Source organism: Arthrobacter sp. NicSoilB4 (assembly GCF_019977335.1).
Lineage (GTDB): Bacteria > Actinomycetota > Actinomycetes > Actinomycetales > Micrococcaceae > Arthrobacter.
The window spans coordinates 867,324-880,533 of record NZ_AP024653.1 but is presented as its reverse complement, the minus strand read 5'-3'; the positions used below and the strand labels follow the sequence as shown (position 1 = coordinate 880,533).

Annotated in this window: 9 protein-coding genes; 6 read left to right on the top strand and 3 right to left on the bottom strand. The window is 61.5% G+C overall.

Annotation, left to right across the window (positions count from 1 at the left end; translation table 11 throughout):
* Positions 1-527 precede the first annotated feature (527 nt).
* Positions 528-2,915, top strand: a complete 2,388-nt coding sequence (locus LDO13_RS04085; protein ID WP_224048790.1) for an AAA family ATPase — start codon at positions 528-530, stop codon at positions 2,913-2,915.
* Here the strand turns inward: LDO13_RS04085 and LDO13_RS04080 are convergent.
* On the bottom strand, positions 2,912-4,825 hold the full coding sequence (locus tag LDO13_RS04080) for a hypothetical protein (RefSeq protein WP_224048789.1): 1,914 nt from the start codon (positions 4,823-4,825) through the stop codon (positions 2,912-2,914). The two genes, LDO13_RS04085 and LDO13_RS04080, sit on opposite strands and share 4 nt — an antisense overlap.
* Positions 4,826-5,330: 505 nt before the next feature.
* Between LDO13_RS04080 and LDO13_RS04075 the strand changes: the two genes are divergently transcribed.
* Positions 5,331-6,128, top strand: coding sequence for a hypothetical protein (locus tag LDO13_RS04075; RefSeq protein ID WP_224048788.1), 798 nt, complete (start codon positions 5,331-5,333; stop codon positions 6,126-6,128).
* 36 nt (positions 6,129-6,164) lie between these two features.
* Here LDO13_RS04075 and LDO13_RS04070 read toward each other — a convergent pair whose 3' ends face one another.
* Both LDO13_RS04070 and LDO13_RS04065 read right to left on the bottom strand, forming a co-directional pair.
* Positions 6,165-7,292: an HNH endonuclease gene (locus LDO13_RS04070; RefSeq protein WP_224048787.1), complete on the bottom strand. Its 1,128-nt coding sequence runs from the start codon at positions 7,290-7,292 to the stop codon at positions 6,165-6,167.
* Positions 7,293-8,643: 1,351 nt separating this feature from the next.
* On the bottom strand, positions 8,644-9,315 hold the full coding sequence (locus tag LDO13_RS04065; RefSeq protein ID WP_224048786.1) for an NUDIX hydrolase: 672 nt from the start codon (positions 9,313-9,315) through the stop codon (positions 8,644-8,646).
* Positions 9,316-9,409: 94 nt separating this feature from the next.
* Here LDO13_RS04065 and LDO13_RS04060 point away from each other — a divergent pair, with 94 nt between their 5' ends.
* From LDO13_RS04060 to LDO13_RS04045, 4 genes are read left to right on the top strand one after another with little or no spacing between them, the layout of a single operon-like run.
* On the top strand, positions 9,410-10,369 hold the full coding sequence (locus tag LDO13_RS04060) for a DUF6569 family protein (RefSeq protein ID WP_224048785.1): 960 nt from the start codon (positions 9,410-9,412) through the stop codon (positions 10,367-10,369).
* A complete protein-coding gene (locus LDO13_RS04055) occupies positions 10,366-11,898 on the top strand; it encodes an ADP-ribosylglycohydrolase family protein (protein WP_224048784.1) in 1,533 nt (510 codons plus the stop codon). Before LDO13_RS04060 ends, LDO13_RS04055 begins: the two co-directional genes overlap by 4 nt.
* Before the next feature lie 29 nt (positions 11,899-11,927).
* The gene (locus LDO13_RS04050) at positions 11,928-12,065 is read left to right on the top strand and encodes a hypothetical protein (protein ID WP_224048783.1); all 138 of its coding nucleotides are present in this window, start codon (positions 11,928-11,930) and stop codon (positions 12,063-12,065) included.
* 9 nt (positions 12,066-12,074) lie between these two features.
* Complete coding sequence (locus LDO13_RS04045; RefSeq protein WP_224048782.1) at positions 12,075-13,208, top strand: hypothetical protein; 1,134 nt, start codon at positions 12,075-12,077, stop codon at positions 13,206-13,208.
* The last annotated feature ends 2 nt before the right edge of the window (positions 13,209-13,210 follow it).

Here is a 13,210-nt window from a genome sequence, read left to right as displayed (position 1 = left end):
CAGGCCCGATCGGTCTCCAAATCTTCGCGAGGAGAATCGCTGAGCAGTGACCAATGGTCTTCGCCCCGAGTCGCGGCGCTTGAAAATTTCGCGCTACTGCGTGCGTTCGTGATCTGCAGAACGGCAGGACGCTCTTTCAGACGCTTGTTGACGGACCTTACAAGAGACTCGACACGACGTGACGCGATCGGGACGCTGGCCTTCGTGCTCGTTGGGCCGGACCCGATCGCACGCTTCGACCCCGCATTGCTGACGACGGGTTGCCCGACACCGCCGCAGAAATTGCCCTTTCGATCAGCGTGCTTGGTCGCCAGTCCACCGGGGGACACTTGCGCCAACAACTTGAGGCAGACCCGACATTGCCCCTTGCCGCCCTTCGGCCGAGCGACTTTGACCATGCCAACCCCTTTGTGCCCTCACTTGATCTTTTGGTTCAACCTACAACACGTTCTGGTAGCACGGACGTGTTCACCCAGGAATGTCGGACGTTTCTGCTTTAATTTGTTCGATAAGTCACAGGGGGAAGCATGACCGCGCAATTGCAGGACACCGATAGAGACGCGTTTGAGGCCGAGAAGGCCCTCGAGCAGAATTACTTCGACTCAACCAAGATGGTGTACGACAAACATCTCGAGGACGCCTCCAAGGCTGTGGTCAGCGGCAACACTCATGATCGAGCCGCGCAACGCGCTGCGCTTCAGAACCGCAAACGGCTGGAGCCATCCGAAGCAGTTGCGACTGCGCGCATGGACCTGGACGACGGCGACACCATCTATCTTGGAAGCGTTGCCATCCGCGACCACAATTATGACCTCTTGGTTAGCCCTTGGCAGTCAGAAATCGGCAACTCCTTCTACGAGGCCACGTCTGAAGACCCTCACGGAGTGTCACGCAAGCGGGTGTTCACCTCAACGCGCAACCGGATTGATTCCTTTACCGACCAGATTTTCCAAGAGCTCTCTGATGATCTCGCGGCGGAGACGTTTGTAGGTCTGGACCCCCTCCTTGAGGATCTTGGACGCGACCGTGGCGAGTTCATGGCCGATATCGTTCGCACGATCACGGCAGACCAGAACAGGATCATCCGCGCGAACAAGGACCAGTTGCTGCTGATTCAAGGCGGTCCAGGGACGGGCAAGACTGCGGTGGCACTACACCGGGTCTCATGGATCCTGTTCACCTTCCGCGAGGAGCTGCAACCGAAGGACGTTTTGGTCGTGGGCCCAAACCCCACCTTCACCAAGTACATCAAGCGCGTCCTGCCTACCCTCGGCGACGTTGACGTGGTGCAGCAGTCTCTCGCGCAACTCTTGGCCGGCGACCTTGCACCTCGTGGCCACGACCGCACCGACGTCGCCCGCAAAAAGGGTTCGGCTAAAATGGAATCCATCGTTTACAAAGGCTTGGCTAATCGGGAGCGAATCCCGGCTAGCGGCCTGGCTGTAAAAAGGACGGACTCCAAGACCCGCACTTTGCAGGTGACCAATCTCGAAGTTGGTGACACCCTGGCCGGGCTGAAATCAAAAGTCACATATGCGCGGCGTCGAGCGCAGTTCAAGGCTGCCGTTCAAACAATGCTGTTGTCAAAAAACTTCGGCGGACGGCTGGATCCCCTTTCTCTCATCGATCAGGATTCCCTAGAGGAGCAAGTAGACAGGGTCTTGCCCCGATTGTCGCCTCAGCAGTTCGTTAGGGATCTGTACGGATCTATGGACCGGCTTGTCCGTGCCGGCGCAACCGCGGCGGAGGCGGAACTGCTTTTTCGTCCGCCGTCCGCGCGGATGGGCGACGAAGTCTGGACCATGGCGGATCTAGGCGTAATCGATTCCGCGTCCGCCGCGATAAATGGTACATCCTTCCGATACGGCCACATCGTCGTCGACGAAGCGCAGGACTTGTCCTACATGCAGCTTCGCGCGGTTCGCCGCCGAAGCTTGAACGGATCTATGACTGTTGTTGGTGATATAGCACAGGCAACGTCGGCCTTCGCCCGCAAGGACTGGAACCAGGTCCTGACCACTCTCGGCGAAGATGAAAACTTCACTGAAGCTGAGCTAAAAGTCGGATATCGAGTTCCCGCACCGGCTCTTGCGGTAGCTGCCAAGGTCCTTGAATCGGCCGCTCCTGGATTGTCCGCACCGCAGGCCTTTCCTCGCCCCGTCGAAGAGGAACCTCGGTGGCATGTGGCTGAAGAAAGCGAAATTATGGACGCCGTCATATCGGCCGTACAGACCCATAGTTCGCGCGGCCTGTTCGTAGGTGTAGTCGTCCCACCTGCCCATATGGACCCAGTTCAGAATGCATTCAGAGCGGCCGGAATGAAATTCAGTGAATCCGCTGACGGCGGCTTGTCGCAGGGTATCAACCTAGTGTCTCCTGAAGAATCCAAAGGCCTCGAATTCGACGCTGTCGTGGTAGTAGAACCGAAGACCATCCTCGACATGGCCCAAGGTGCAAAGCTCTTGTACGTGGCCCTAACACGGACCGTGCACCACCTCGACATCGTTCTTCGTACGGACCGAATACCAGCGATGCTCCGAGAGTTCATCCCGAATCGGGTTACTCCGGGCTCTGACGTCAGTGTCGACGAAGCGGAAATCGAACAGCAGGACGGAGACGACGACGGTGTTGCCCCCGAACAGCCGGAGACCTCCAACGACGACACCATGGCTCTTCCTCCTGGGAACGATGACTCTGATCCGGCGGACGCCGCACCTCGTGGCAACATCCCCGACGACACGACAGACATCGCGTGCCCTATCGCCGGCGGCGAGCTGAAACCCATGCTCGAACGCATCGCACAGGGCATAGCTACAGACTTCTTCGACGTCCTTCGCGAGATGAGCCCGGGTGTGCAGCAGCGAGTGGTCGACCTTCTCTGGGACAAGTTGGAAGGAACCGGCCCGGCAGACTAGTTGGTCTGAGTGTTTGGCAAGTGGGGCCCGATATAGCCGACGACGATCTTTCCACACGTGCCGGTGGCGTCGATATAGTGCAATCGTGGTGACACCATGCCGTGTTTTGCGATCCGGAAGTGGGCACCCATGAACGCTTTTCCACTCGGATCAACCTCTACTGGCACGGGGAGCGTTCGCGGCCCCGAATAGCTTGGATTCTGCTTCACGGTTTCGCTTTCATCACGTGCGTGACGACCGGGTGGATACGTTCGTCCCCCGCTGGGCGGGCACTCCAAATATGTGTGCACTCCGCCAACGTCCATGCCTTCCGCTTTTAGTCGCGCATAGTCGTTCAAAGCCGCCAAAATGCTCCACGTCATCACGCACCACTGTCCCACCGCGTCGTGATTATCGAGGGAAGCCGTCGTGTCTTTGTTTCCCGTGTAGACCACGAAGGGAAGTTCCGTAAAGGATTCGACCAGGCTGTTGAAGTTCTCGGGAATGGCCAGCTCAGCCGCTGCAGTGTCTTCCAGTTCGGTCCAGTCGACGTCGGCGCCGGAGCCAGCTAGCAGTGCCCGCAGCTTCAACTCGGCGTCCTGAGCTCCGCGGGCAGTAGCCGTCTGCGCCTCAAGCAGTTCCCAGGTTTCCCACGCGTCGAGCTCAAGGTCGTCTATGAGGTGGCGCAGTCTGTCTTGTTCAACCATCGCTGCATCCAATGCGGCCGATGACTGGTCAATTTTGGCGAGGAGCCGTGTATTCATCTTTTCGGCATCACGTCCGGCTTCCAAAAGTCCACGGACTACCTCGACGGAAACCGCCGATGGCGCGCTTCCCGTAAATTCCTCCACAAGTGCCCTGAGGGCAAGGTATATTTCGGCTTGTGCCCCAACCGTGGCTTCAGGTACCAGAGGCTCTGCAGGTCGCTCCAGTTCAGACGGAACTGCGGTCTGCTGGTCCTGCGCCGACTGCGATTCAGAGTGGCTGGTGACTGTGCCATCGTTGGGCGACGGCGAGGATTTTGGCGCCACGATTTCTGGAGCCGTCGCAGCGGCCTTCACCGTAGACGAGGGCGAGAGTTCCATGAGGAGCTCTGCTTCTTCCAAACGGCGGTCTAGGAGACGAACCCCGTCGTCCAACAGTGCTGCTTGGGTAACTTCGCGGGCCCTGTAGCTCAACGTCTTGCGAAGTCGGCCGACATTCTGCGTCGCAATGGACTCGGAGGTCAGAAATCTATGGCGGGCCGCGTCCTGCGGATCAAGGATGTTAAGCTCTGGAAGATAGGTTCTGAGCATGCCGGGCCGGACACCGAAACTCTCTCCCACACGTTGGTTGAAGATCGTTGTAGCGACAGGGTCCAGCACGTAGCCGGATGCCTGGCCGATGGTCTGCTTCAGGAGATCTCCGACGAACTCTTTCCAGGCCTTCATCGGTAATCCCGCGCTGCTGCCAGCGATGAAGGAGAGGGTTCGACGTCCGGGGCGCCCTAGTAGCCGGATCAGCTCATCCACCTGCTGTGGACGAATTATCACCGGACGCTTCGTGAGCCTAACGCCACGATCAGAGCACGAGTAATGTTCGATGAGCGAGCTGACGAGCCTCGGCGCGCCCGCCCAATTCGGCCCTTCGACATCCATCCAGAACCACGGTCGTCCGTCCGAAGGCTGCCTCACAGTGAGCGTGGAGACCCAGTTGCCAGCCGGACTCTCTTCCGTGAGGATCAGCCGCTGAGTCCCCACAAATTCTGCCGACTCCGGAGCAATCCATTTAACTCGCGCGTTTGCTGAGACCGTCACTTCGCTGTTGGGTACGAGTGCTTCAACATCGAGATTCTTGTCGCGCAACCACTCCACAGTCTTGTCGATAACGCCTTGGACCACATTATCTTCAGGTTGCGGATTGATAGTTAGCAGAGTCCGATAGCTCAGCACGCAGGTTCCCCTTTCGGGCATAGATGAAGTGAAATCATACTTGTCGCCATCGACGGCAGTAGTCCTCCCACGCCCTATTGCTGACCGCGGAATGGATCGGTTGCTCCGCGTAGCCTGAACACGTGCAACAATCTAGTATTCAATTTCCAATGATGGACTATTTTGGGGGCCGGACGTGCCAGAAGATGCATACGGACACTGGGATTCTGGGACTTATTCAGGCTCGTCCCCGGTAAATGCACCGGCCACCAACATCCAGCTCGGAGCTCTGACGGATGTTTTGCGCAAGATGGGGATCTTCAGCGATGAGGACAAACTAAGGACAGTCTCCCAGCTCGTCGGACGCGAAGTAACGGTCTTGCGCGGACTGCGTCGTGATGAAGCGAACGACCTTCTGAAGCTCCTAAGAGTGGCTCCCGACGGCAGAGAGACAGCCTTGGCCGCGCAGTCTTGAGCTCGACATTCGACCGCTGTACCCGATTCTCCACTGTCGAAGGCAGAATCCATGCTGATTAAGCCCTTGTTGCTCCCCCGAGACCTCCATGTCTTGGACTGCCCTGTAACTCACGTCCGCAGGTCGGAGGTCCACCTCCTCACCGCCAAACGTAACGCTTGGAACAGCACGACGATCAATCAGTACAAAACCAGCTCCGCCATCTTCACCAATGCGATCTCCGCACGCAAAGCGGCTGAGCGACAAAGGAAGCCCGGCACCTATTTCGAGATTGATGAAATTCCGTCGCTCATATTCGACATAGCACAGCGCAGCCTTGTCGTCTGCCAGCTCAATGCCTCTCCTCTGTTCAGGTCCTGGAACATACCCAGGGTGATGATCGCCCGTGACCACCCAATTACGGGAATTGAGGTCTTCAACATGTTTGCTGGCGGCAACTACAGGGAGTCAATTTCAGGCTGGCGAGCTATGGAGGGGGAGCCCCACGTTATCCTCGGAATCGTGGAAGGAGATGCGCTGGCCAGTTCAGCAGGCAGCGGGCAGCTTCAGCTAGAACGCTCCTCCGTGGAATCAGGCGGTTGGATGTCGTTTCGTGTCGTGCGAAAGACGCGTGCCAATCCATCGCATATAGAACGCGTCATCGGCGAACTCGGCCACCTGACTCAACAACAACTTCGTGTCCACGAAATCGCAGACAGATTTCATGTTACGAGCGCGAATGTCCTCGACATGTTGCAGATAATTGGAGCTCCGGCGAAGGGTCCACGCAGCTGGGTTGACGTTGCCGCCATCGAGCAGATACGGCCGCTCGCTCGGAAACTACTGCGCGACCGGGTCGCACAGCCATAATTGACTTCCTGATTTGAGCCAAGCCCGCCAGGCACCCTATGCCTCCCTGAAACGCGCATAAGCAGCTTCTAGGAGCGATCTGCTGGGACGCTCAGCACGCTTCGATGGGACACTCATGAGCGGTTGCCTGTGCCGCTCTTGGAGACCATACTTCAGCATCGGACCGTCAACCTCGGCCAGAATGTCGGTCCGTATTTCGACTACGAGGTCGGGCCGGACTCCTAAGATTTGCGAATCAAACGCCGCATGGTGAATTTTGCACATTGCCATGCCATTGACCACCGTCGGAACACCGTCGTCGTGCGCGTCCGGGATGATGTGGGCGGCATCCAGCAGTACCTTATGCCTGAGGTTACAGATAGCGCAGCGCGTTCCATATGCGTTGATGACCGTTGACCGAAATAGGCGCTGGTGAAGCCGGGTGCGGGCAATCCGAGTCCCATAGCGTTTTATGGCGTCGACCTCCATCGGAGAGTCCAGATTCGCGTCGCCCTCCAGAAATGCCCGCTGTGGGTCAATGTCCACGACAAACTGCTGCTGGTCCACCTCCTCGTCCACCAAGAACACCGGGAAAACCGGCTGAAATAAACCAGGCGCGACTCCGAAAAACCAGATCAGCGGGAGTCCCGCGTCCATGGCCGTGCGCAACGCCCGGTTGTCGGAAGCGTCGGCATCATCCCCCTGCCACTTGTAGCGCAGCATTCCGTCCGACCCGACTTCGTCCTCGTAGGGCCTCTCCTGCCCGGGGCGTCGAAAAGTTGTAGAAATCGACAGTGCTGCATCCAGCTGGCGAGGCTTCCAGATCCCCCGCTGCCTACTTTTCAACGGCAGCCTGGCACCTTCGAATTCAAAATCTTCCAGATCGAGATAGCCGATGGAATCCTGACCATCATTGGTGCGGACTGCTAACCAAGCCTGCGCTGCCCGTCGGAGGCGGGAATCCAGCGAGTGGGAAGAAGTATCCAAATAACGGAGAACGTCAGACTTGGGCACCTTGAATGCGCCGCGAGCACCGCTGCCCGTGTCTACGTAGACGTTTGGAAATACTCCCCGCTGCACATAGTCGGCCGCAGTGCTCTGATGACGGCCAATCATGACAGCAACTTCCGTTGTGCTCAGGTGGGGCCCTGCGCTCACGGGAGCTTCAGGAAAGTCACGTTTCATGTCGCCAGGATAGCCGGGATGCGCAGACGAGGGCGTAGCAGCGACTTATGTCGGGTCTCAGTTTCCCAACATATGTGACGAGTGTTTGCCAGCAAACCAACGCCCCGTTTCGCGGGATTTGCGAAATTCACCGATGTATCCAAGCGGGGCTGACGTCACATCCACGCGCCACGAGCGCCCATCAGAACGGTCGGGGAGACCATCCCCACGTAGATGCAACGACTCGTACCATCCGTACGCGTCTGGCAGGAGAAGGTGGGCACGCGGCACGGAGTTAGCATCGTGGCCCCCTGCGAGCCGAATCGGCTGCGGACCAGGTCCCAGCAGTAGCCTCCGCAAATGCTCGTTAAGGTGCAGTGAATCTGAACCACCGGACGACATTGCTGACCACCTACGACGACTACCAACAGCTTGAGTAATCGCTGAACTGCGGAGCAAAATTTGCGACGGGTCGTAAGCCTCATCACCCGTGCATCGGCGATCGAGGACTCTCGTTACCACCATATTCGCAGCCTCGGGCACATTCCTGTTGAGTATCAGTGCCGCCACATCAGCTCCGTAAAGTCGTTTCAGCCCGGAGAGTACGCCACCATCTCCAGGCATTCCGGAGTTTACCCAGCGGGCTATGCCCAGGGTCGGATTCGACCAAGCCAAGTGGCCCAGCACGATCGCGCACAGTGAAAACCAGTATGTTATGAAATCGGCCATACGGCCCGAACCCGCCGGATCTTTCGGCGGCAGCCAATCTTTTTCTGGAGATCTCAGAGCGTTCAAAACCAACGAGAGATCGTATTCAGAGTTGCCGAGGCCACTATGCCAACCCGAATTAAAGTCGTTCGATTGCCATCCGAAGTCACTCAGTTCCCGCACTTCGTGCACCGAATCGACAAGCTCGCACAACCGTCCCAAGAGAAGCTTCACTAGGTTAAGGTCGGCCGGCCTCATGTTGGCAGGTTCGGCTAATAACGAACTAGTTGTGATGCCCAGCAGGCACTGACTAGCCGATGCAACGTTGGCGGCATGCTTGTCCGGCTCGCGATTGGGCATGATTCCGGGCCCTGGCGGAAAATCACTGGAGGACTTCAGACCCAACACGTCATACAAGAAATGCGACAACCTACCGCGGAGAACTTTTGTAAAGACACTAGGACGTCCGTCGACCGACTTTACTGACGCAACGGAAGCGAGCTCTGCGATCCCCCGGAGCCGGGCAATGTCCTTTGGCTCCAAGAGCGCAATCTTCACGGCAATCTCAGTCTCAATTTCTCGACTCGACATCATTCCCTATTGTTCGTGTGTGCTACCGATTTAATGAGCTTACGTAGCATCTGCGCACCTCACGGGAGGCGCGCTAATCTGCACCCCGCACCCACAACCGCGACGGCCTCCCCCGCGTCCCGTCGGACATCTGCCCGGTCCCCTTCAGCTGCGGCTCCATGAACCGCCGGAACGTGTCCCGCATCAGAGCCGAGCCCGCTATCGTCTCATGCAGCTCCCGCAACTCCTTCAGAGTGAACGGCTCGGTCAGCAGCTCCCCCGGGTCCGGTGCATCCGCGTAGGCAACCCGCAGCCACTCCACCGCCTTCGCCACGATTTCCGCGTGGCCGTAGGGCAGCCCGGCGATCAGCTGCGGCTCCCCCGTCACGGAAGCGAGCCGGACGCCGTCGGACTTTAACGCCTCCTCCAGGGCCGCGAGCGGCACCACGTCCACGTGCGCCACAGACAACACCCAGCCGCGGTCGTCGCGCGCCGGGTCGTCGAAGACCTGGAGCTGACGCGGCACGCGTCCTGAGATTCCGGCCTTCTCCCGCAGGGAGCGCAGCACCGCCGCCGCCAGGGTCTCGCGCTCCCGCAAGAAACTGCCGGGCAGCGCCCACCGTCCGTGCTGATGATCCTCCGCGCGCCGCACCAACAGCACGCAGACGGAATCGTCCGCCACCGTCAGCACCGCCGTATCCACCGCCACCGAGGGGCGCGGGTAGTCGAGCAGGGAGGCGCCGGGGCCGTTCTGGGAATCCTTCACAGGACTATTTATTTCAGTATTGCGCTAAAGATGCAAGCCGTGCATACTGAAGTCAATTAGCGCAGAAATGATCTAAAGCAACCGGAGGTTCCCCATGAAAGTCCCCCAGCTCCACGTCGGCGCCGGCAGCAGGCTCGGCCCGCTCAGCATCTTCCCCGTCTGGACCTCCGGCTCCGGCAGCCTCGGCATCAGCACCGGCACCCACGCCGACGTCGCCGTGACCGAACTCGCCAGCGGCCCCCAGGTCGCCCGGCTCACCGTCACCAACAACGGCCCGCACCCGGCCCTGCTACTGGAAGGCGAGTTGCTCGAGGGCGGTCAGCAGCACCGGACCTGCGCCCGCGACGTCGTCCTCGGTCCCGGCGAAACCCGCGACATCGACACCTTCTGCGTCGAGGCCGGCCGCTGGGAAGCCGGCCAGTCCAGCCACCGCCGGCAGGCACGGCGCGCCCCGCTCAATGTCTGGTCCGAACTGGCCAACAGCCTCGACGGCCGGCGCGGCGGCGACCGGCAGGGACGGATCTGGGAGCGGGTCAGCCGCTTCGACGCGGCCCGCGGCCCATCGGTGACCAGCTCGCTGCTGGACCACATGGACCTGTTCAAGGACAACGCGCACAACCGCTTCGAAGCCGCCGACGCCCCGGCACCGCTGGAGGGCCAGCGCGGCGTCGTCATCGGGCTGGGCACGCAGCCGCTGCTCCTGGAGGTCTTCGGCACCGGCACGCTGTTCCGCCGGCACTACCGCCAGCTGATCGACTCCGCGCTGCTGGACCTCGAGCTCCTCTCACCCCAGGCGCTGGCGTCCGGTCCCATGCCGGGCCAGCGGGCCCGCGACTTCGCCGCCCACGTCCAGGCGATGGACTTCGGCACGTTCGACGGCGGCGCCGCGGCTGTCGAGGTCCGAAGTCACGGCTCCCTGCGGAGCCGCAATGTCACCCGCGCCGCCGGCACGGTTTCCGCGGCCGGCATCGCCGTCGAGCTCCCCAAGCGCCGCCCCCAGCTGGCCCACCTGACCGGCTGGAACACCAAGCACCCCCTGATGGAGCTGGCATGAAACTGACCCCCTTGCAGAATGACCGCGCGGCCGGAGTCCTCGTCGCACTGGCCGCCGGCGACGCCCTCGGAGCCGGCTACGAGTTCGGCGCGCCGCTGCCGGACGGCGCCGAAGTCACGATGAAGGGCGGTGGGCCGTTCGGGTTCGCGCCGGCCGAATGGACGGACGATACCTCCATGGCCATCCCGATCGCTCAGGCGTTTCTCGAGGCAGCGTCCGACGCCGGATCCTCCTTCCCCGCGGCGCTCACCACGATTGTCCGGGTCTGGACCGCTTGGGCCGCCGGGGCCAAGGACGTGGGCGACCAGACCAGCTCCGTGATCGCCGCCGCCGGTCGGCTGGCGTCCGCGGCGGGGCGGAGCAAGGTGAGCGCCGGTGATTTCGGTGCCGCGGCCGCGGACTTCCACGCCCGCACGGGCCGCAGCGCCGGCAACGGCTCGCTGATGCGCACTGCACCGCTGGCGCTGGCCTACCTGGACCGGGACCCGGCTGAGCTGATGGCCGCGGCGGGGGTGCTCAGCGCGCTGACCCACGCTGACCCGGATGCGCAGGAAGCCTGCGGGCTCTGGTGTGTGGCCATCCGGGAGGCGGTCCTGACCGGACGGCTGGACGTGCGGGCCGGGCTGCCGCTGCTGTCCGCCGAGCGGGCGGCCCTGTGGCTGGGACGGATCGAGGTGGCCGAGCGGTCCCGGCCGCGGGACTTCGCCCGCAACGGCTGGGTGGTCGAGGCTTTCCAGGGCGCCTGGAGCGCCATCCACTTCGCGGGCCTGTACGCCTCCGGCCCGGCGCACCTGCGGGCGGCGCTGGAGGAAGCCGTCCGCGGCGGCCGGGACACCGACACCGTCGCCGCCATCGCCGGCGACCTGCTCGGCGCCGCGTACGGCTACACGGCGGTGCCGTTCGAATGGCGCCGGCGCCTGCACGGCTGGCCCGGGCTCCGGGTCCGCGACCTCATGATGCTCGGCGTGGAACTGGGCCGCGGCGAGGGCCGCCGGCCCGCGTCCTGGCCGCGCGCCGAGTCACAGGATTACAGCATGTGGGGCCGCACCGACGCGCTGGTCCAGCACCCGCACGACGCCGGCGTCTGGCTGGGCGGAGTCGGATCCTTGGGGCGGGTGGCGGACCTGGGGATCGATGCCGTGGTGTCGCTGTGCCGGTTGGGAACCGGGATTGCTCCCTCCGTTACGCCGGAAGACCATGCCACTTTCTGGATCGTCGACTCCCCTGTGCAGGATGACAACGCGCATGCCTCGTTTGTGCTCCAGGACGCGGCGGCCGCCGTCGAACGCTTCCGCGCGGAGGGCAAGACGGTACTGCTGCACTGGGTCCGGGCGGAGTCCCGGACACCGACAGTGGCCGCCCTGTACGGGGCGCGGGTCGCGGGGGTCTCTCCGATTGAGGCACTGACTGATCTGCGGCGGGTGCTGCCGGGGGCGAACCCGAACCCTCTGTTTCTTAGGCTGCTGACGGAGGCCGAACAGATGTCGACGCTGAAGGCGTGCGAGGCCACGGCCTCAAGTGGCCAATAATGTCCGACGCTACTGGTAGGAATGTGATCATGACTACAACTCCTGAACTCAGTCGGGAACAGCGCGACGCTGCCATGGTGGAGCGCTACGCAGACGGCGAGACCCTCGATGCCCTACCGCGCGGTCACGGATCGTGGATGAACTCCTTCCGTTCCGTGCAGGATTAGGAGTCAAACATGGGGGAAAGTACTTTGCGGGCAGTCGAAACGACCCGTTGCTTCCGTTCGCCGGAAACAATGCGCAGCGAAATGGCAAGCGCCGCTTACGCCGCCGGAGAACCTCTCCGCGCCATCGCTGCCGGTCTGGCTTGCACCGTCGACGAACTCTGCAATTCCTTGGCCAAGCAGCTAACCACGAACATCGAGCTTGAGCGCGCCCGTTCTGTTCGGCAGCGGAGCCTGGCTACGGACGAAGTCGTCTACGAGAACCGCGGCCTGCTGTACCGGTTGAACGACGCAGGAATTGCCTGGTCTGATACGCCGAAGGTCCTGATGGCGCTTGAGACGGACATTGACGTGGAAGTCGCCGTCGAGCTCGTGAACATTCCCGGAGTCTATTCCGATCGGATGGACAGGGCACTACCTCCAAGAGCCTTGAGCGACAAGCTCAGTCTCTTGTACATCGCGGGCAAACACCACGGAATCGAACCGGACTATCAACTGGCGCTCGGCACCATGCCGATCGAGGAGCTGGCCGCCCTTCGGTCACTTACGCAGCCCAACCTCTCCCCGCGGCGCCTGGCGGAGTTCGCCGCCGTGGCGGAAACAACCAAGCTCGCCATACGGGCCCGAGAGGTGCAGACCGTCTCCTACTCGGACTACGCGAAGACGGCGGAGACGATTTCTTTGCGCCTGGGAAACTTTAGAGTTGCCGCCGCTGACAAGTGGCCGGCACCGGCTACCGTGCTACTACGCCGTTACGGTCATGGTTTCTGGGAGGACGCGCTGCATGCTGCAGGCCTGCGCCTGCCAAGTTCAGAGTCCAGATTTACCGAAGACGACTTCCTCGAAGCGCTCGACGGATTCACGGAGGAATGCATCGATTTTGAGCATCCCATGAGCATTGCCATCTACGACCGGTGGGTCTTCTCCGAAGCGTCCATGCGAAACGACCGTCCGTCGGCGGTGGAAATCGTCCGTCGCTACGGCAGCTGGGCTTCGGCCATGGAGGTCATCCTCCCGGAGGAGGAGGACGAAGACGAGGACCCGGCCGAAGTGCTCGAAGAAGATATCGAGCAAGGCGCGCTGGTGGGCCCGCCATCCGCTGTCCGGCGCGCGATCCACGCGCCGCAACAATCACTGGGGTTTTGAGC

Bases quoted from the DNA above. Each gene is read 5' to 3' on its own strand.
- LDO13_RS04055 (WP_224048784.1), top strand. From the start codon at position 10,366: ATGAAACTGACCCCCTTGCAGAATGACCGCGCGGCCGGAGTCCTCGTC.
- LDO13_RS04085 (WP_224048790.1), top strand. From the start codon at position 528: ATGACCGCGCAATTGCAGGACACCGATAGAGACGCGTTTGAGGCCGAG.
- LDO13_RS04075 (WP_224048788.1), top strand. From the start codon at position 5,331: ATGCTGATTAAGCCCTTGTTGCTCCCCCGAGACCTCCATGTCTTGGAC.
- LDO13_RS04070 (WP_224048787.1), bottom strand. From the start codon at position 7,292: ATGAAACGTGACTTTCCTGAAGCTCCCGTGAGCGCAGGGCCCCACCTG.
- LDO13_RS04050 (WP_224048783.1), top strand. From the start codon at position 11,928: ATGACTACAACTCCTGAACTCAGTCGGGAACAGCGCGACGCTGCCATG.
- LDO13_RS04060 (WP_224048785.1), top strand. From the start codon at position 9,410: ATGAAAGTCCCCCAGCTCCACGTCGGCGCCGGCAGCAGGCTCGGCCCG.
- LDO13_RS04045 (WP_224048782.1), top strand. From the start codon at position 12,075: ATGGGGGAAAGTACTTTGCGGGCAGTCGAAACGACCCGTTGCTTCCGT.